Annotated in this window: 21 protein-coding genes; 11 read left to right on the forward strand and 10 right to left on the reverse strand. The window is 35.5% G+C overall.

Annotation, left to right across the window (positions count from 1 at the left end):
- Positions 1-124 precede the first annotated feature (124 nt).
- Genes JF76_RS00355 through JF76_RS00365 form a run of 3 tightly spaced genes read left to right on the forward strand, consistent with a single transcriptional unit; the run spans position 125 to position 2,618 of the window.
- A complete protein-coding gene (locus JF76_RS00355) occupies positions 125-1,072 on the forward strand; it encodes an ABC transporter ATP-binding protein (protein WP_045927308.1) in 948 nt (315 codons plus the stop codon).
- Positions 1,069-1,839 (forward strand): ABC transporter permease, encoded by a 771-nt coding sequence (locus tag JF76_RS00360; protein ID WP_045927309.1) that lies wholly within the window; start codon positions 1,069-1,071, stop codon positions 1,837-1,839. The genes JF76_RS00355 and JF76_RS00360 overlap by 4 nt, the downstream gene beginning before the upstream one ends.
- The gene (locus JF76_RS00365; RefSeq protein WP_045927310.1) at positions 1,839-2,618 is read left to right on the forward strand and encodes an ABC-2 family transporter protein; all 780 of its coding nucleotides are present in this window, start codon (positions 1,839-1,841) and stop codon (positions 2,616-2,618) included. Before JF76_RS00360 ends, JF76_RS00365 begins: the two co-directional genes overlap by 1 nt.
- Before the next feature lie 211 nt (positions 2,619-2,829).
- Here JF76_RS00365 and JF76_RS00370 read toward each other — a convergent pair whose 3' ends face one another.
- Both JF76_RS00370 and JF76_RS00375 read right to left on the reverse strand, forming a co-directional pair.
- Positions 2,830-3,561, reverse strand: coding sequence for a GntR family transcriptional regulator (locus tag JF76_RS00370; protein WP_052697029.1), 732 nt, complete (start codon positions 3,559-3,561; stop codon positions 2,830-2,832).
- A 15-nt stretch (positions 3,562-3,576) separates the two neighbouring features.
- Positions 3,577-3,933, reverse strand: a complete 357-nt coding sequence (locus JF76_RS00375) for a PTS glucitol/sorbitol transporter subunit IIA (RefSeq protein ID WP_045927312.1) — start codon at positions 3,931-3,933, stop codon at positions 3,577-3,579.
- 288 nt (positions 3,934-4,221) lie between these two features.
- Between JF76_RS00375 and srlA the strand changes: the two genes are divergently transcribed.
- The 6 genes from srlA to JF76_RS00405 all read left to right on the forward strand — a co-directional run bounded on the left by srlA (position 4,222) and on the right by JF76_RS00405 (position 9,337).
- Positions 4,222-4,740 (forward strand): PTS glucitol/sorbitol transporter subunit IIC, encoded by a 519-nt coding sequence (gene srlA / locus JF76_RS00380; RefSeq protein ID WP_045927313.1) that lies wholly within the window; start codon positions 4,222-4,224, stop codon positions 4,738-4,740.
- Between the two features lie 30 nt (positions 4,741-4,770).
- Positions 4,771-5,796, forward strand: coding sequence for a PTS glucitol/sorbitol transporter subunit IIB (gene srlE, locus JF76_RS00385; protein WP_045927314.1), 1,026 nt, complete (start codon positions 4,771-4,773; stop codon positions 5,794-5,796).
- Positions 5,797-5,818: 22 nt separating this feature from the next.
- Complete coding sequence (locus JF76_RS00390) at positions 5,819-6,196, forward strand: transcriptional regulator GutM (RefSeq protein WP_045927315.1); 378 nt, start codon at positions 5,819-5,821, stop codon at positions 6,194-6,196.
- Positions 6,197-6,226: 30 nt separating this feature from the next.
- Complete coding sequence (locus JF76_RS00395; RefSeq protein ID WP_045927316.1) at positions 6,227-6,898, forward strand: triose-phosphate isomerase; 672 nt, start codon at positions 6,227-6,229, stop codon at positions 6,896-6,898.
- Positions 6,899-6,918: 20 nt separating this feature from the next.
- Entirely contained in the window at positions 6,919-7,758 is an 840-nt protein-coding gene (locus JF76_RS00400; protein ID WP_045927317.1) for a class II aldolase, read from the forward strand.
- A gap of 88 nt (positions 7,759-7,846) precedes the next feature.
- The gene (locus JF76_RS00405; RefSeq protein WP_084600310.1) at positions 7,847-9,337 is read left to right on the forward strand and encodes a xylulokinase; all 1,491 of its coding nucleotides are present in this window, start codon (positions 7,847-7,849) and stop codon (positions 9,335-9,337) included.
- Positions 9,338-9,913: 576 nt separating this feature from the next.
- On the opposite strand, the gene JF76_RS00410 is transcribed toward JF76_RS00405, so the two are convergent.
- Positions 9,914-10,795 carry a LysR family transcriptional regulator gene (locus JF76_RS00410; protein ID WP_045927318.1) on the reverse strand — a complete coding sequence of 294 codons (882 nt, stop codon included), beginning with the start codon at positions 10,793-10,795 and terminating at the stop codon, positions 9,914-9,916.
- Positions 10,796-11,087: 292 nt separating this feature from the next.
- On the opposite strand from JF76_RS00410, the gene JF76_RS00415 reads away from it, so the two are divergent.
- Positions 11,088-11,441 carry a MerR family transcriptional regulator gene (locus JF76_RS00415; protein ID WP_045927319.1) on the forward strand — a complete coding sequence of 118 codons (354 nt, stop codon included), beginning with the start codon at positions 11,088-11,090 and terminating at the stop codon, positions 11,439-11,441.
- Positions 11,442-11,446: 5 nt separating this feature from the next.
- Here JF76_RS00415 and JF76_RS00420 read toward each other — a convergent pair whose 3' ends face one another.
- Positions 11,447-12,313 (reverse strand): alpha/beta hydrolase, encoded by an 867-nt coding sequence (locus JF76_RS00420; RefSeq protein ID WP_045927320.1) that lies wholly within the window; start codon positions 12,311-12,313, stop codon positions 11,447-11,449.
- A 36-nt stretch (positions 12,314-12,349) separates the two neighbouring features.
- On the reverse strand, positions 12,350-14,095 hold the full coding sequence (locus JF76_RS00425) for a 1-deoxy-D-xylulose-5-phosphate synthase (protein ID WP_045927321.1): 1,746 nt from the start codon (positions 14,093-14,095) through the stop codon (positions 12,350-12,352).
- Positions 14,096-14,498: 403 nt separating this feature from the next.
- Here JF76_RS00425 and JF76_RS00430 point away from each other — a divergent pair, with 403 nt between their 5' ends.
- Positions 14,499-15,362 carry an NAD(P)-dependent oxidoreductase gene (locus tag JF76_RS00430; protein WP_045927322.1) on the forward strand — a complete coding sequence of 288 codons (864 nt, stop codon included), beginning with the start codon at positions 14,499-14,501 and terminating at the stop codon, positions 15,360-15,362.
- Positions 15,363-15,439: 77 nt separating this feature from the next.
- Here the strand turns inward: JF76_RS00430 and JF76_RS00435 are convergent, their stop codons facing one another.
- The 5 genes from JF76_RS00435 to nrdJ form a co-directional block, all read right to left on the reverse strand.
- Entirely contained in the window at positions 15,440-15,982 is a 543-nt protein-coding gene (locus JF76_RS00435; protein ID WP_034978714.1) for a cob(I)yrinic acid a,c-diamide adenosyltransferase, read from the reverse strand.
- A complete protein-coding gene (locus JF76_RS00440; RefSeq protein ID WP_045927323.1) occupies positions 15,979-16,497 on the reverse strand; it encodes an ECF transporter S component in 519 nt (172 codons plus the stop codon). Before JF76_RS00440 ends, JF76_RS00435 begins: the two co-directional genes overlap by 4 nt.
- Positions 16,498-16,505: 8 nt before the next feature.
- The gene (locus JF76_RS00445) at positions 16,506-16,898 is read right to left on the reverse strand and encodes a DUF4430 domain-containing protein (RefSeq protein WP_045927324.1); all 393 of its coding nucleotides are present in this window, start codon (positions 16,896-16,898) and stop codon (positions 16,506-16,508) included.
- A gap of 75 nt (positions 16,899-16,973) precedes the next feature.
- Positions 16,974-17,360: a DUF4430 domain-containing protein gene (locus JF76_RS00450; protein WP_045927325.1), complete on the reverse strand. Its 387-nt coding sequence runs from the start codon at positions 17,358-17,360 to the stop codon at positions 16,974-16,976.
- Between the two features lie 23 nt (positions 17,361-17,383).
- Positions 17,384-19,618, reverse strand: a complete 2,235-nt coding sequence (nrdJ, locus tag JF76_RS00455; RefSeq protein ID WP_045927326.1) for a ribonucleoside-triphosphate reductase, adenosylcobalamin-dependent — start codon at positions 19,616-19,618, stop codon at positions 17,384-17,386.
- Between the last annotated feature and the right edge of the window lie 174 nt (positions 19,619-19,792).

Below are 19,792 nucleotides of genomic sequence, written 5' to 3' on the forward strand. Positions count from 1 at the left end.
TTGGAAAAATAAGAATTAAGCGCTATAATGGCGCTATGATTTGGAAACGCCGGTTCAAGGTGAGTGTTGGTTTCTATATTGGGGAAGAAATCTGCACTCTGAATTAAGTATTGGGGAATAATTAATGATAATTGAAACCAAGAACCTGGCGAAACGGTATCGTAAGGTGAAAGCAGCTAAGCTGTTTCACAAAGAATATCGCATTTTTGACGCAGTAAAAAATGTTTCTCTAGAGATTCATCAAGGAGATCATGTTGGCTTAGTGGGGTTAAATGGTTCCGGTAAGTCGACTTTGATCAAAATGATTTTAGGTATTTTGCAGCCTGATGGCGGCAGTATCAAGACTTTTGGTAGAGATCCGCTTAATAACAGACAAAAAAATGCGGCTAAAATAGGAGTAGTATTCGGGCAAAGAAGCCAATTACGCTGGGACTTGCCCGCAATAGACACCTTCAAACTCAACCGTGAAATATATCAAGTACCGGAGGATATTTTTACCAAACGGGTAACAAAGTTAGCGCGGATGTTGCAGGCTACCGAGTTTTTAACGCAACCGGTGCGTACCCTTAGTTTGGGTCAAAGGATGAAGGCTGAATTTATTGCAGCTCTTATTCACGATCCTGAACTGCTTATTTTAGATGAACCCACAATTGGACTTGACGTTCTGACTAAAAATAGCATCACGCAATTTTTACAACAATTAACTGACAAAACGATCATTTTCACTTCGCACGATCTCGATGAAGTAGCCAAAGTATGCTCACGCATTTTAATTTTGAATAAAGGTCAGTTGGTATTAGATCAAAGTAGTCTACAACTAGCAGAATTAGATGTGCCCACAACGGTCACGTTTACCAGTGCAGATAAATTAAGTGCTGATTTAATTAAGCAATGGCCCAACATGATGCAGCTTAAAAACGGTTCATACCAGATTGCAGGCATTAAGCAAGAAAATCTGAAAGAAGTGTTAAGTACAATTACTGCCCGCATCCCAGTTGCCAATATTGAAGTTAAGAGCAATAAATTGGCATATTTATTGGCGCACCTCAAACAGCAGGAGGTGCAGCAATGAAATATAGGCTAATGCTCATTAAAATAGGAATAAAAAAAGGTCTAGCTTCAAAATATGCTTTGATTTTCTGGCTGTTTTCATCTTTAATTTCGCTTACCGTACAGTATTTTTTGTGGCAAGCTGTTCTAACTGGCAAGCCAAACGGTGAATTTAAACAAACAATTAGTTATTTGGTATTAATGCAGCTTTTGACCGTGCTTTTTCCTAAAACCAGCTACGATGTGAATGATAAAGTTCGTTCTGGTGATATTGCACTTGACCTGTTAAAACCTGTAGCATTTGCAACGCAGCTACTGTGGGAAAGCATTGGCTATTCAGTTGTAAAATTTACAGTGATTGGTACAGTGGATTTATTAGTTTGTTTATGGATTCTGCATTTTCAAATTGCAGTGAGCACAATTTTCATGGTCTTAGTAACAACCACTTTGGCGTATTTATTGTATTTTGAACTGGAGCTACTCCTAGGAACATTTTCTTTTTATACCTATAGTATTTGGGGCATCTCCACTTTTAAAGAAGCAATACTGCTGGTATTAGCCGGCAACATGTTTCCTGCCAATTTTTATCCTGCAATAATTAAAAAGCTGGCATCTTTTTTACCATTTCAGTATTCATTTGGTGCAGTAGGAATGCTGGCACAAAAGCCATCGTGGAGTTTATTTATTCAAGTAGTTTTGATCCAGCTTTTCTACATTATCCTGTTCAACGTGCTTTTTAAATTCTTGTTTAAGCGCTCCGTTGTTTCAACTGTGATTCAAGGAGGGTAATAATGAGATATTTAAAATTGTTAGCCACTTATTTAAAAGTAAATTTAAAATCACTTGCTGTTTATGACCTGGACTTTTATTTTGCGCTAGCAGGGATGATCATTCAAAACTTGCTTAATATCCTCGCTTTAAGATTTATTTTTAATATTGTGCCCCGCATTAAAGGCTATAGTTTTGCACAGCTGCTTTTAACTTATGCCTTGGCAACTTTAGCTTTTGCTATTTTTCGCTGCTTTTTTATCAATGCACTCAACATTTCTGATTATATTCATGACGGGCGCTTAGATACAATCTTAATTAAACCCGTCAATCCTTTATTTCAGCTTGTTAATGAACGAGTCGATGAAGATGCGTGGGGCGATTTAATTGTTGCGCTTTTGTTGTTGATAATTGTGGATATGCAGTTGCATAATCCGTGGTATATCACGGTCATGTTTATTTTTATCTCACTTTTTACTTCGCTCATCTTTTTGGGATTGGCCGTATTAGGTAATATAGTTGCACTACTTTCTAATGGTTTAGCCAACTTGGCAGAAACAACATTTGACTTTTTTGACATGAGTAAATATCCGTTAGCGATCTATTCGTCGGTTTTAAGGATAATTATGACTTTTATCTTGCCAATCGGCTGGGTTGCTTCAATTCCACAAGAAAAAATTGCAGTTAAACATGGGTGGATATGGTTGCTATTAATTCCTGGCGCCTGTGTATTCTTTTTTGTCATAATTTATCAGTTATGGCGGGTATTTTTACAAAAATACCAAAGTACCGGCAGTTAAAAATATGATATTCCTATTCTGTGACTGGAATAATAAATTTATTATTTAGCATAAGTAGATAGAGATTCTTTGCGTCTCTATCTTTTTTTGTGGAAGAGAACTGAGACAGACTGTATTCATTCAAAGATATTAAAAAAGTATCAGGCAATTCAGTAACCTGATACTTAAACTAATTATTAAACTCTAGCAATATACATATTGAAAAACTATTTTATTTCCTATGAAGTATAGTTTTTAGTGTAAAATGATTAGATTTTATCCATACTCTAGCAAACTCAATAATGCTATTGTTACTTAAGTGGACTAGCTGCTCTTGGTAGAGTATTGGAGCACCTTTTTTAATGTTGAAATAACTTGAGACTTCAGAATTCGCCCCTACAGCAGAATACTTGGTTTCACTGTATTCGACTGTTTCTTTTGAATATCGTTCAATTATAGAGAACAGACTTTCTTTAGAAAAATCCGCTGTTTCAATATGGGGAGCATTGGCTATATTAATATTATTTTCAATCAGCATAATATTTTCTCCCTCAACCTCACGCAGTCTACGTAAACAGAGATACTTATCAGTAATAGTAATTCCCAACTTATCGGCTATATCTTTGCTTGTTTTTTTCGGTATTTTGGCTGATAAAATTTTATTAGAATAGTCAATGTGGTGGGCTTGAAAGTACTCAGCAAAAGAGTATAGTCCTCTTTCCAAAGGAATTTCAATATCAGCTTGAACGAAAGTTCCCAATCCTTGCCTTTGAACAAGATAACCATTTTTTTGCAAATTAGAAATTGCACGTTTTAAAGTTCCTCTACTAACACCAAACTTTTTCATAAGTTCTGTTTCAGTAGGAATTTTTTTGCCTTTGGGCCAAGTTTTATTGAGAATATTCTTCTTAATAAGCGCTTCAACTTGTTCATATAGTGGTGTTGGCGAATCTCGTTCTAACATAATAAACTCCTTTAATTAAATGATTTCTATGCTATCTCCTATAGACAAATGAAAATCATTAATCTTTTTAACATATATTGTACCAGGTAATTCCGCTGTGGTAGAGCCATCAAACTTAATAGTGACATGTCCTAAATTTTTTAAATTTGCTGCAGCATCGACTCCAACTGATGTAATGATAGTTTTTTGATGACCTAAAACCAAAGTTTTACCAGGAACTATTTCACTGGCAATAGGATTAATTTTTATAATGTAGCAATAGTCCTTTAATTCAGCAGGCACTTCTTCTCCAAAAAGAATAAAAAAACCAGCCTTAAACATATCTGGTGCTTCGGTACCAATATCAATTATTTTAGTCGAAAAAGTTTTCATATTCGTTCTCCTTTTATTATATACAAATTACCAGTATTTTTTAATAGAATTAAGCCAGTATTTTTCGGCAAAAATAAAATCATTAAAAGATGATTTACTTTAACCTAAGAAAATAAAAGAATGTTTTTCTTTTATGGTTTAAATAAACAAATTAAAAAATGCTGTTGACAACTGAAAGCGTTTCATTATATCATACATCTTGTAGATGGCCGTCTATAGACGTATATTAACATATATAAACGTTCTGCTCAAACTAGATAGAAATTATATATAGAAAGGAGATTGTATATGAATTATTTGTCATCTTTTGCAGAGCACTTCACAGGTTTATTCCAAGCTGCTGCAGACCAATTTGTTAGCTTTATTACAGGTGTTATTCCCTTAGTTGCAGTTATGATTTTAGCAGTAAACGCAGTTATTCAATTTGTTGGTGAGCAACGTGTCATGAACTTTATGAAAAAGCTCACCAAATTTACAATTATGCGCTACACAATACTGCCATTTTTAGCTTGTTTTTTCTTTGCCAATCCCATGTGTTATACAGTAGGAAAGTTTTTGGAAGAAGATTATAAGCCTGGCTTTTATGATGCCACAGTTTCAATGTTACACCCAATCACTGGTTTATTTCCACATGCTAATTCTTCAGAGCTCTTCGTTTGGCTCGGTATATCAGCAGGTTTTGGCAAAGTTGCGAATAAAAGCGATTTAGCTGTTAGATACTTGCTAAGCGCATTTGTAATAATTCTTGTAAGAGGAATCGTAACAGAAAAATTAACAATTTTTCTCAAACATAGGCGACAAGCATAGCTAAACATTTATAGTTAGGAGGTTATTTTAATGAATAAATCTGTCAAAGTATCGCATGGTGAAGGCGGATGGGGCGGCCCATTAGTGCTTTCTCCACACGGGGAAAAGAAATATGTTCTAAGCGTTACTACTGGTGGCATTCATCCCGTTGCTGAAAAAATTGGTGAAATGACTGATGCCGAAGTCATAGATCAGTTTACGAACCCTGTTGACACATCTGTTGCTTTCTGTGTAGTAATTGATTGTGCTGGGGTTGCTCGTTGCGGTACTTATCCAAAATTAGGTATTCCCACAATTAATGTTAAACGAGGTGGACCTTCAGGTCCTTTAGCACAATATATCAAAGAAGATATTTTTGTTTCTGGAGTAAAAGTTGATAATATTGAATCTACTTCAGAAGATAGTACCGCTGAGAATAGTGACAAGAATATAGCCGAAAATAAAGAAAAGGCAGCCCCAGAAAAAAGCATTACTAAAGAAGCCAGGAAAAAATTTGAAAGTTCAGAATTAGGAAAGAAAAAACAAAATCCAGTAATGGAAGCTGTTAATAAAATTGGCGTGGGCGTGGGTAACGCAATCAACGTAATATATTCTGCGGCAAGAGAAACAGTGGATAACTTAATAAAGAACATTATTCCCTTTATGCTGTTTGTTTCTTTGCTAATAGGAATCATCAACTATACCGGCTTTGCCAAAATAATTGCTAATGTTTTAACTCCTCTGGCTGGAAATTTATGGGGATTATTATTACTAGCGTTGATTTGCAGTATTCCATTTCTGTCACCTTTAATTGTTCCTGGAGCTATTTTGGCTCAAGTAATGAGTGTATTAGTAGGAAATGAGATTGCAAAAGGTGCTATTCCACCAAGCTTTGCGCTTCCTGCACTATACGCTGTGAATGCACAGGTCGGAGCTGACTTTGTACCTGTTGGTCTTACTTTAATGGAAGCAGATTCTAAAACAATTGAAGCTGGAGTACCTGCATTTTTATTCAGCAAACTTCTAACAGGTCCTTTGGCAGTATTAATCGGATACGTATTTTCTTTCGGACTATAAGTGAATGATAAGGAGTTAAGTTATGAATAATCCATTAATCACATTACTTTTTTTCATTATTCTTTGGTTTGTAAATTCACTTTCTTCTTTAATATATTTTAAAAAAGTTAATAAAAGAATCTCGTTAATTAAAAAAAAGTTTCAAAAAACAGAAGGATTCATGGCTATTGCTGTCGAAAAAGTCAATAAATTAAGAAAAGTCATGTTAATTGTGGTTACAAATGCAGATGGAAAAATTGTTGAGTGTGAGTATTTATATGGATTTACTAATTTAGCCCCTTTTAAAAAGCGTTTAGATTTAATTGGAAGAAATATTCATGATGTTGAAAAGAATAAAAATGATATTTTTTTCAATGCACTAAAGACATGTAGTCAAAAAATCGAAGAACAAATGAATTAACTATTTGAAAAAAAGAAGGAAGGATTTGACTTGAAACCCAAAATAAAAACACCATTTTTTTCAGTAAGCCCTAAATCATATCTCATTGGGCAGGATTTACTGGACTTAGCGCGGATTACTGATAAGCTTGCAGAAAAAATTGAATCAACTATCTTCTTTGCTGCTCCACCAACAGAACTGCTAAATATAATTAATAACACCAAAAATGTAATAGTCACTTCTCAAAGTGCCGATGGATTAGGTCTAGGGAAAGGTATGGGAAGGCCTCTTTTAGAATCGTTAAAGGAAATAGGCGTTCAAGCAACTTTTATTAATCATATGGAAGCACAATTAACTTTTAAAGAAATAATTGCCGCTATAAATAAAGCTAGGGACTTGGAAATTGTTTCTATTGTTTGTGTTGATACTGCTGAAGAAGCCAGAGTAATTGCTCACGCTAATCCTGACATCATATTATGTGAGCCTAATCAATTGATTGGAACTGGCCAAACTAGTGACGACAAATATGTACATGAAACTATGAAAGAAATAAAGAAAGTAAATCCTAATATTCTAATTATGGAAGGAGCAGGAATAACTTGTGGTTCTGATGTGTCCAGAATTATAAAATTGGGCGCTGATGGTACCGGAGTTTCAAGTGTTCTTGCAAAAGATTGCAATAAAGAAGAATTGCTTAAAGATCTTTTTAACGGATTAAAGTAAATAATAAGGAGGATACCTCATTGAAAATAGTTAATGGTTACACGTTAATGAAATATGCACAAGATAAGAAAATAGTATTACCTGCATTTAATACTACTAATTTTGAGATGACATATGGCATAGTAAAAGGCCTTCAATCAACCGGAAAAGGAGGATATGTTCAGATCTCATCAAATAACTTAGAGCTTTCGAATCCTAAAATTATTAAGGAAATGGTTGATTTTGCAATGGAAAAGTTGGATGTTGATGTCCCTATTTCTTTGCACTTGGATCATGGCAAATCTTTCGAGGACGTAAAGAATTGTATTGATGCAGGGTTTACTTCTGTGATGATAGATATGTCACAGCTGCCCTTATCTGAAAATATTTCAGAAGTTCAGCGGATTAGTGAATACTGCCATTATTTTAATATACCAGTTGAGGCAGAACTAGGGGCAATTCGTGGTAAAGAAGAAGCACAAGCATTGAGTGAAAATGAGGGTAAAACAAATCCAGATGATGTCGCTGAGTTTGTGTCTAAAACTCAGTGTGATCTTTTAGCAGTTTCCATTGGGAATGTCCATGGATTAAAAGAAAAGCCAAATATAGATTTTCCTTTATTAAAAGAGATTTCACGAATATCAAAAGTACCATTAGTACTACATGGTGGTTCAGGTATACCTTTTGACGATGTAAGGCATGCAAAAGAATATAATCTAATCAAGGTGAATTACGGTGCGGATATAAGGAAAAAATTCATTTCAACGTTTGGTAAAGCATATGAAAATGATCATAATGCTTTTGATTTAAAAACTTTATCTCAAAGAGGGATAAATAGTGTGGCAAAGACTGTAGAAGATATTATGGATAATATTGACTAAAATTAATTTTCTGGTTTTCGATAGCTGATCGAAAACCAGTTTTTAACTAATTATTGGATAAATATTTAGTAATTATTTTGGTCAGGAGGTGAGCAACATCGATAATCAAAAACTATTGTTAGGGATTGACATAGGAACATCTTCTATAAAATTTTCTGTAGTTGATAGAGAACTTAAAAATTATTATTCTAATGCCGTTAAATATAAATATGATACTTTGAATAAAGACTGGACAGAAATTAATCCTGCCGTATGGACTGATATTATATGTACTGAACTTTTAAAAATTTTCAAAATGCCATTTTCTAAAAGTATCAAAGGAATTTGCCCCACAGCGCAGATGCATACACTCGTATTTTTAAATGAAAAAAATGCACCAATACGAAAAGCAATAATGTGGAATGATAAAAGAACAAAAAATATTATTACTGATTTAAAAGTTGCTTTGGGGAAAAAACTGGACTTTAAGTATAATGCAAATATTATTTCAACAGGAAGTCCACTAGCTAACTTAATATGGCTTAAAGAAAATGAACCAAATAATTTTAAACGTTTAAAAAAGATTTGTATGTGCAAGGATTATATAAACACATTTCTGACTGATAAAATTGCTACAGACTTTTGTGATGCTTCTGTATCTTGTTTAATGGATTTAGAAAAAGGCAAATGGTCAAAAAAAATATGTGAGTACTTTGGGATAGATATTGGAATATTACCTAATATTCAAAAATCCACTGAACAAGTTGGACTTTTAAAAGGCAATATCTGTCAACAATTGTCTATTAAAGAAACAATACCAGTTTTTACCGGAACTGGAGATAATGCTGCTACTGTACTTGCTACTAAGTATTTTGAAAAAACAAAACTGGTTTTGTCTTTAGGAACTTCTGGAGTAGTCTTAACGGAAAATAAGCATCTTTCTTTATCTGGTAAAAATATTCTATTTAGGTACTTAGATAAAAAATATATTTTAGCGCAAACATCTCTTTCAACAGGCGGAAGATCATTTGACTGGTGGGTAAATGATGTTTTACAAGCAACCAATTATAATAATGAGCAAAAATTTTCTAGTGAAAAAATCATAAATAACGAAATCTTGTTTTTGCCTTATCTTTCAGGAGAAAAGTACTTATATAAAAATCCTAATCTTACCGGTACGTTTTACAATTTAAGTATAAATGATAATAGATTTGACTTGAATTTGGCAGTATTAGAAGGAGTGATATTTACATTAAAATCTTTGTATTTAATATATAATAATAAGGAACAAAAATTAGATAATTTAATTCTATTAGGCGGTGGCTCAAAAAGTGATGTTTGGGCAAATATAGTGGCGAATGTTTTTAATACCACAGTAATTAGATTTAAAAATTCTATTGAAGCTGTAACGGGAGCAGCAATTATTGGATTATTAGCATTGCATGAAGAGATTTGTATACATGAAAATAATGAGCAAAAAGTAAAACCAAAACTTAAATTTATTAAGCATTATCAAAAAAAGTATAAATACTTTTGCTCTGTTTCAGATAAAATTAATGAATTATCTTCAACGAAAAAATCGTTATCCACTGAAATATAATTCAAAATAGAATTATATTTCGGAATGGAAAATTATGACTAATTATATAAATTTAAAACTAGGATTATTCCTAAAATTCTGTAGGAATAATCCTTTTGTTTGACTTACTGTATATTATTATTTCAGCTTTTGTGTAAGTGATTTAGTGTAATAATAAAACCTCGAAATTTCATCAAAAATAATTTTCTTTTTTAATTGATGAGTGAGGTGATGATCTTTTGGAGTATGAGAGTCTATAACAGGTGAAGTGTAACTAGTGCTGCTAAATGGTTCTAAATCAATTTCCTATAATGTTTTTTCTGTAATATTTTTGACTACTTTTCCTAATTATCAGGCAAGCATTGCTGAAACAGCGATACACATAATTAACTTTTACTGCCTCGACTAAATCATGCAGAGAGCTCCATCACTTCTTCAAATAGGGTCTGATAATCCCAGCGATATGTATATAAATCAATAAATCCAATCTAAAACATCAATTTTCTCGTCAATTTGAGTCATAATTGTCCTATGTTGATTAGGCCATTGTATAATACTTTTTATTGATTAACTGTAATCAGTTTTTCGCATAAAATTTTATTTTTCAAAAATTGATTCCTGCAATAATTTTAAAAATAATTCTGCGACTGGTGATAAATTAACACCGTGTTTCCAAACTACCCTGATAGCTTGCTGCAGCTCTGGCTGCAATTTTCTAAACGTAATGCCCGAATTTTTCGAAGTATCAGCTAATTTATCTAAAGTAAGCATTAATGCGGCATGATTCTTAACCATCAAAGTGCCATTGAAGTTTAAATTATAACTGCCAATAAAATTGACTGAATCATAATAATTTCCTAGCCAGTTTTGAAAAAGGTGCATTTTTTGCGCTTGCTGTGAATTTAATAAAGAGCGTCCTTGTAAATCTCTTGGTTTGATCACTGCTTTTTGCGCTAAAGGATCATTAGCAGGCATTAAAATTCCCCAAGTATCTCTTTCGGGTAAAGTTAAAGAGGCGTAATTAGCTAAAGGAATGTTCCCGATAATGACTGCAAAGTCAACCGTCCCGTTGTCTAACTTGCGTTCGGCATAACTGTAGTCCCCACTTAATAAGTGAATTTTAACAGAAGGATGCTCTTTAATAATTGCGCTGACCACATTCATGACCCGCTGCATCCCGAGGCTTTCTCCCGCAGCGATGGTTAAATCGCCACTAATAAAAGAAGCTTTTGTCAAGTTTCTTTTCGTTTTAGCAGTTAAATCTAAAATTTCCTGTGCCTGTTCAAGTAAATAATGACCTGCTGGAGTTAAAGCTAAATGCCGCGACTTACGGCTAAACAATTTAATGCCAAGTTCAGCTTCCAGTTCAGCAATTTGCCTTGATAAAGCTGGCTGGGAGATAAGCAGCTTTCTGGCAGCACGGGTCATATTGCCTTCTTGGGCCACGGCTACAAAGTAATTTAAAACTCTTAGTTCCATATTATCTTCTCCTTGCTAAATTGTTTTTGCCTCTAAAAAGTCCCTTTAATGCAAACAAGTTATACTAGATCATGTTTAAAAAGTATTTTACATAAAAAAGTAGTATGACTAAAATTTTAACTAATCGGTAAAATCGAAAGATAAAAAGCGTCTATAACTATTAACTATAGGTTACTTTTCAATCAATATTAGATAAAACAAGCAAGAACAATCGCTGTGTTTAACTCAATATTTTTTTAGCTAATGCTTAAACTTAGATCTAAGTTTAGGTCTATCAGAAAGAGGAACAATAATGAAAATATCAGAAGTAGCAGAAAAGGTAGAATTAACCCCTGTAACACTCAGGTATTATGAAAAAATGGGTCTGATACCTGAAGTCAAAAAAGAGCACGGAGTTAGAAACTATGAGGAAAAAGATCTTACCTGGATTAGTTTTATTAAGTGCATGCGTCAAGTTAAAATTCCAGTTAATGATTTGCTGGAATATACTAAATTGATGCAGCAGGGCAGTGATACTAAGAAACCCAGACGGCAAATTTTAGTCAAAGAATTGCATAGGTTAGAAAAGCAAGATCAGAACATTCAGGCTACTATTGTTCGTTTGAAAAATAAGATTAGTTTATACGACCAAGGTAAAATACAATAAGCTAATTACCAGAGAAAGTTAACTAATAAACGGTCAACCTTAGTATTTTCGTGTAGTTTACTGTGTTGAGCGCGAGAACCTCTAATTTCTTTTTCCTGATATGAACGGGCGCGTTTACTGACTAAGTAACGGTAAGAACGGGCAGAGTTAACGGTAACGTCACCATCACTGCCAGACCCCATATCACCATAGATATTCAAGACGTCAGTATTTTGAGGAAATTTTTTTCTCAAACTTAGAAGTTCGCGGTAACCTGCACTCATTTTTTGCGGTTTGCCAGCGCGATTTAAGACAGTTTTATTTGGTGCCCCTTGTTCTCCAATATAACCGTTATAATGGCCGGCAATTGAAACCTGTTTATTTAGGTTAGGCATGTGCGAATTAGTGGCATTATTGCGCAAGTAATAGGCAATTTGTAAATTACCCATTGAATGTCCTACTAAATTGATGCAATTAAAACGATACCTTTTTTGCAGTGCATTAATTACGTCTTTAATATAATTGCTGCTTTTGTTCATGGCAGCAATTTGATTATTTGTTCCAGCAAAAATGCTCTTATTATTTTGGAGGTTGACTTCAACTACCGGGTTTTTGGCCCGCTTTTTTATTGTCCCTATTAAGGTGACTTTACCATTAGAGCTAACATCGGCACGAATAACAGAATTAGTAGCATGCTGTTTTTGGGCATAAGCGACCATGCTTTCTTCAGCGTGGTAACTGCTGCCCCAGCCATGTACAAAAAGTGTTGGCGTATCGATGCGAATGCTGGCACCATTTTCTTTTTGGTAATTATTTTTTAAAAAGTAAATGCTTGATAGCAGTATGACTATTATTAATATACTAAAAAGAATGGCCTTACGCTTTCTGGTCATTATTAATCAGCCCCTACTGTAGCCATAGTTTGCAGTTTATAAATTCTGTTGCACATCCGCCACAATTTGCTCAATAGTTAAATGATTTTGCTGGTAAATTTCTTTAACTGGAGTTTGGTCAGTATAAACGCGGTTTTGACCGTAATTAAGTACTTTAACTTTGGTTTTACCAAGGTAGGATGCCACTTTTTGACCAAAACCACCATCTAGAGAGTTATCTTCAAGAGTAACAATTAACAGGTGATTAGCTGCTAACTGGTTCAGTGCTTGTTTGTCCAAAATATTGGCAGAGAGTGGATTAACTAGGGTAGCTCCTAATTTAGTTGCCACGTCTTTACCTAATTGATAAAAATCTCCTAGTGCCAAAACTGCCACATCTTTACCTGGTTTAACTTGATACTTAATTTCTGAATAATCAGTCGCTACTATTTGTTCGTCTGAGTCTGGCACATTAGCCGGCATTTTAATAGCAACGGGGTGTTTTCTTTGGCTAATTGCCCACTTAATCATTGCTTTTTCTTCTTCTAGCGTAGTAGGAGCTAAGTAAATCCAATTAGGTAAATTAGAAATCATTACTTGGTCAAAGATGCCCAAGTGTGTCTTAGATTGATTAGAAATTCGTCCTCCCGCAACTAACATTACGACAGGCAGGTCATTGGCAGCCGTATCGTGAGAAAGTTGGTCAAAAGCACGTTGTAGGAAAGTAGAATTTTCCATTAGAACTGGAATACCACCTTCTTTAGCAAAACCAGTAGCAAAAGCAACTGACTCTTGTTCAGCAATGCCCACGTCCGTGTAATGATCGGGAAATTCTTTTTTGAACGCTTCCAGGTCAAAGACACCCGGAATAGCCGCATCTATCGCCATGACATTCTTTCCTGCTTTAATCTCATCTTTAATCACGTCAAGCGCCACTGAATTAGGGGTAGGTTCCTGACTTTCTGGAGCAAGTGGTTGATCATTTTGTAAATTAAACGGTGATACCCAGTGGTGAGCTTCTTCATCATTGATTGCAGGCTCATAGCCCTTGCCTTTAAGCGTATTAATGTGTAATAAAATTGGGTGGTCAACGTCTTTAACTGCCTTAAAAGCGGCAATCATATCAGCAAGGTTATTACCGTCTGCAACATAGCGGTAATCAAAGCCCATAGCTGTAAAGGGATTTTCTGCTGTCTGACCGTTTGAATCACGTAATTTCTTTAGAGCAATCACTAAGCCGCCAATATTTTCATCAATTGACCATTGATTATCATTAACTACAACTACCAAGTTATGTTTTTCAATTGCGGCATTGTTTAAACCTTCAAAGGCGAGTCCGCCAGTCATGGAACCGTCACCGATCAAAGCCATGATGTTTTCATGTTTGCCCATTAAGTCACGCGCCTTAGCCATGCCTGTGGCTAGGGCAATAGAAGTTGAAGTGTGACCGATTGAGTAATAATCATAAGGACTTTCGTCCGGATTAGAATATGGAGTAACGTCTTCATAGTGGTCGGGATCAAGCCAGGCCTGTGCCCGTCCTGTTAACATTTTATGGGGATATGTTTGGTGCGAAACGTCCCAAATAATTTTGTCTTCGGGAGCATTAAAGACATAATGGTAGGCAATTGTGGCCTCTACAATTCCTAAGTCGGGACCTAGATGCCCTCCTTCAACTGCATCTTTTTCTAAGATTAATGTTCTGATTTCCTGGGCTAACTGTTCCATTTCGGAAATACTTAATTTTTTCAAATCTTTGGGTCCGGCAATGTGGTTTAGTAAAAAATCTTCGTGTTTGTTCATTTAAAGTGCCTCCTGCACTAATTTATTCAATCTTTATTAATAATTATAAAATATTTTACTATGATAGTGAGCCAGCAATTGTGTGAATTGATCTCACCTGCAACATACCTGCAACATAAAATTTTATAATTATCAAAATTGTAGTACTTAATGTTAAGGTTAAGTCAAATAGCAAACTAAAATTTTTTATTTAAAAATGTACTAGTTAAGCATAAGTCAGAATATTTATCTAAGTGCAAATGGTCAGTTAAAAATTTTATATTGCTGGGGATGCCAGAATATGGTACCCATGCCAAAATATTTATTAGTGAAAATCTAAATAAATAAAAACTAACTTATTAAAGATAAGTTAGTGGTATGATTAAGTTGTCAAGAAAACGTTTTTATAAGGGAGATGTTGATGATGAAAATAGGTTTTATTGGCACTGGCGTAATGGGCAATGCAATTTGTCTTAATTTGTTAAAGGCTGATCATCAGTTATGGGTTTATAACCGGACAAAAAGCAAGACGGATAATTTAGTTGCTCAGGGTGCCACTTGGTGTGAGAATCCTAAAGCTGTTGTTGAACATGCAGACACGATTTTTACAATTGTAGGTTTTCCAAAAGATGTTGAACAGGTTTATTTCGGCGATAACGGCATTTTGCAGGCGGATGTCAAAGGTAAAAACCTGGTTGATATGACAACTTCAAAACCAGCTTTAGCACAAAAAATATTTGCTGCAGGTGAAAAGCAGGGCGCTAAAGTACTGGATGCTCCTGTTTCCGGTGGTGACCTGGGCGCTAAAAATGGCACTTTAACCATCATGGTAGGTGGAGATGAATCTGCTTATCAAAACTTGGAACCTGTTTTTAAGGATTTCGGCAAGCAAGTTCACTTTTTTGGACCAGCTGGTGCGGGTCAGAATACCAAAATGGCAAACCAAATTATGATTGCAGGGACGATGACTGGTATGACAGAAATGCTTGTTTATGCTAAAAAAGCCGGCCTTGACCTAGAAGCAGTTCTCAAAACCGTCGGTGCGGGTAGTGCTGCTAACTGGAGTCTAAGTAATTACGGTCCGAGAGTTTTAAAAGGTGACTATACCCCAGGCTTTTTCAGTAAACATTTTTTGAAAGATTTACGCATTGCTTTAGAGACAGCTAAAGAAATGAAAATTGAATTACCTGCTACTGAAGAAGCTAAAAAGTTATATGAGACTTTGGTTGATGAAAAGCATTTAGGCGACCTGGGTACACAGGGATTGATCAAACTGTGGTGGCAGTAAAGTATTAATTTTAAATAAACTAAAAACGGAGTAGTTTCTTAATTTGAAACTACTCCGCTTTTTTAATATGAGTAAAATTATTTGATTTTACTTTTGACCTCTGGCACACCATCTAAGACGTTGGCGTAGCGCGCTAAGATAAAAAGATAATCTGACAGGCGATTGATATATTTTAAACAAGCAGGAGCAAGTTTTTGCTCCTCAGCGTTCAACTTAGCCATTGACCGTTCTGCTCGTCTGGCAACTGTACGTGCATAATGTAAATGAGTTGCAGTAACCGAACCGCCAGGTAGAATGAAATGGGTTGTTTTAGGAATTTGTTTATTGAGGTCATCAATTTGTTTTTCCAGATTTTCTACTTTTTCTGTCGTAATTTCTTCATGCCTTTTGACAACAATGTCACTTTCAAGCTCATATAGGTCACGTTGCAGATCTTGTAAAGGATCATGCAATTTTTGACATTTGGCAGACAAGTTGGCAATTACAACTCCGAGATATGAATCAAGCTCATCAATATCACCAACGGCGACAATTTGCAAATCATATTTAGGAACCATTTTACCGGTAACCTGTTTAGTGAAACCTTGATCGCCGACCTTGGTATAAATTTTAATTGTCATAACAGCCTCCGTTTATAATGATCTAGAGCAATGTTTAGTGGTTTGTATAAAATGGGATAAAATACTAAATCACCAATTGCATGATAAGTGTCAAAGACTAGACTGCCGGCCCAATATGCTAAAAAGGCGTTAAAACCACCAAAAATAGACATACCGAAGTCGACAAAGCAGCCATATTCCCAGCCAAGAAAAACGGCGAGAATTAATTGTAAAGTAAAGTGCTTTTTAAGCGGTGTAAATTTACCTAGCAAAGCAACGGTTAAAACGCAACCGCCGTAAGCTAAAACCTGTGATACAGTCCAGATGCCAAAGCCTAAGTAAATGTTGGAGACGACCATGGTTAAAAGAGCTAAGGCAAAGCCAAAACCAAAACCAATATTTAAAGTCACAATCATTAAGATATCAGTCACTGGCTGGACATTAGGTACAGGTATAATCTTAAAAATTCTTAGTGCCACGCACATGGCAGTTAAAATGGCTAATAATGCTAATTTCTTGGTTGAATTACGTACCATAGCAAACTTTAGAAGCTAGTTTTTGCTAAAGTAAATTTAACCTTGTCTTTGTTTGCCAATTTTTGGATTGCTGCGCCTTTTTGGGCGAACTTACCATTAATTCTGTAGGTCCAATAGATTTTTTTACTTGGTTTTTGGCTCTTACCAGCAATAGAAGTAATAAAACCATTCGTACTCTTTACTTTCCAGCATTTCTTTAAACCGCGCATTACTGTTGAGTGCTTCGGCAATTTAACAGTCTTCTTTTTGTAAGTCTTGTTGTGTACTTTCAGAGTATAAGTGACTTTAATCTTGCTGCTGGCATCAACTTGTTGGACGTTTTGGGTTGTTTCAAGACCTGCAAACGTAAAGGTAAAAATAGTGGCAATTCCGGTTAAAACAGATAATTTGCTTTTTTTCATATAAAAACTCCCAATCTATAAATTTTTTGTGCAAGCACTAAAATATTTCGTACTTAGTCGCTTGCACGGACTTTTTTATTTCATTTTTGCTAAAGTGAATTTTACTTTATCGTTACTTGCGACTTTTTGCTGGTTAGCACCTTTGGTAGCGTATTTTCCGTTAACGGTGTAAGTCCAGTATATTTTCTTTTTGGCATTTTGCTTTTTACCATCAATTGCAGTAATGAACCCTTTATTGCTTTCTACTTTCCAGGCCTTTTTTAGACCAGTCATAACAGTAGACTTTTTAGGTACTTTAACTGTCTTTTTTTCTGTATCTTTTTTCGTAGCTAAAACATAGCTAACAGAAATATTATTATTTGCTTTAGGTTTTTGCTGGGTCTGATTGTTCTGGCAACCGGATAAAGTAAAGGCAAAAATGGTTGCAACACTAGCAATTATTGGCAGCTTGCTTTTTTTCATAATTATAAATTCGCCTACTTAAATTATTTAACAGGACATGCACCGGATTCACAGTCAGTTTGGTCAACTAACTCCAAGTCTTTTTGATCATCATTTTGCTCAGCAAAGACTTGAGCGACATCATCGGTAATCTGGGCTTTTCTTTCTTCGTATTTTTCTTTATCGATCGGCTCTTTTGGCGCTTGCTTGAGTGAGCCGCCATAGTATGGCAACAGTGAAGTTGACTTAATTACATGACGGTATTGCTTAAAGAGTGAAGTAATCTTGTCACCTTCATCGCTTTGGAAAGTAACAGTACAACTAACTGCATTATCTGACCAGTAAGTTTGCAGGAATGCTTGCGTTGCAAACTGTTCTTCAATTGAAACTGTGCCAGCTGAAGCGAAGTTTTTACTATCAGCGTGAGCAGCACGTAATGGAAATTCAACACAAGTCGTGTTTGGTGAGTATATATCTGGTTCTGAATAGTAACCGCAAGCGTCAAGTGCTTTGAGCAGCGGATCAGAAGCTTGGAATCTGATTCTTTGAATGAGGTAACCGGCATAGTGGAAGTGCATTCCCTCAGAAGCTCCAGCCAGTTTGGCAACAGTACCTGAAGGCTTAACAGTTGTGTGCTTGATTGATTCATTACAATTCAAAGTCTTACTGTATTCTTTATCAGCATCGATGACGGCTTGGTAAGCTTCAGTAACCATTTTAATTCCTTGAGGATCGTAAATTGGTTTCTTGATTTTTGCACCAGTTTCTTCATCAATACTGTCTTCAAAGCCGGTAACAACGCGGTGACCCAAGTCATTTAACAGCCAGTCTTGGATACCTGACATGGAAACACCAATTCTCCGGTTCTTATAAATGATGTTACGGGAAATTTCCCAGTCATAGTCACTGAAGGTTACCCGCTTAGCGAAACGAGTTGCTAATCTGAAAACGTCTTTCAGATCCCAATTTTCTTGTTCTGCAATATATGGAAATACTTCAAACAGGTTGCATGGTTCACCATTACCCAAGGAAATTTCTCCGCAAGGGTTAGTACCTTCAACGTCACCATCAATATCTTTTTGATAGCCGTCAATAATCCGGCCATAATTACGAGATAAGTCAAGGTTAACTATTCCGGGTTCACCGTTTTCCCTGATACCGTTTGCGATTGGTTCGTATTCATTAAAGTTAGAGTCAATAGCTACACTGTTATTTGAGGCCCAGCGGTGGTGGTAGAGTTTATCTTTATCTTGTTTCATCGTGATAAAGTCTTGGTCAGTATTCGTACCTAAAGCGAGCTCTGCTGACCTTCTGACATTGCCGGCAACAACAGTTTTACCAATCAAATTGCAGATATCAGTACAATCAACAGAGGTTAAGTTGCTGTTAACACGGTTATTAATGATGTTGTTAATATCAAAAAGCATTTCCACCAATGGCATTGGTCCAGAAGCAGTGCCGCCAAAACCGTGAATTTTAGCTCCGTAAGGACGAATTCTGCTGATATCGAGTACCAGTTTGGTCTTATTTTCAGAATTGGTTTGATTAAAGTGCATATCAATTAGACGAGCGTTTGCTAAAATCCAGCCCTCGCGGGTATCAGGCAAGTTGTAATAAATATAATCTGACTTATCTTCATTTTGCTTAGCCCATTCAGCTTTGTCAGTCGCACCCAACTTAACTGAATCTGCGTATGAAGCACTCTTTTTGTCAATCACGACTGCCAAGTCGATTTTAGTATCAACTGCAGGAATCTTTTTAATATTGTCTTTCACAACAGAAAAGCCAACGCCGCCGCCTTTCATTAATTGGTCAAAAAGAAATGAAAAGGGCATTGAAACGGCTTCTTGTTCTTGGCCTAAATAATCTGGCACTATATGACTGTCACCATATTTTTGCGGCCGAATAGCAATGAACCAGCAATTATTCAGAGAGTCACCATTGCGCTTTTGGTAGTCTGTACCAGAAACCCACAGGTTTCTTCCAGAAGGTGTTGCACCTAAACCGTAAACCAGTTTAAATAAATCCTTAGCCTCGTTTGTTAGTTCATCAACTACTTCTGTTGCAGGAGAATCTTTGAGACGGGGATCCAAATTAATGTTGCCCTCGATTACGCGTTTAACCGTTTCGTCCCAATTTTCGGAACGATTTTTTTCAGGAAGCCATCTGGCATAGGTCCTTTTATAAGTAACCCAGCCAAGCTCTCCCCAATGGGGAGTGACATTTTGTTTCACTTGATCAATGTAACCCTGATCTAAGGTTATGCTCGTATTTTTCATGTTCAAAGTTACTCCTTAAAATTGATAAATTGTTCCACAGACACATCATCTATGGCTACAATTAGAACTATACCACAATATCTTGTATTTTCTAGAGCAAAGATTGCATCCAAACACGAACAAAAGTCTTAACTTGATGTCCGAGTAGGTTATTGGGACTAATAAAAAAATATA

Origin of the sequence: Lactobacillus kullabergensis, assembly GCF_000967195.1 — a bacterium.
GTDB lineage: Bacteria > Bacillota > Bacilli > Lactobacillales > Lactobacillaceae > Lactobacillus > Lactobacillus kullabergensis.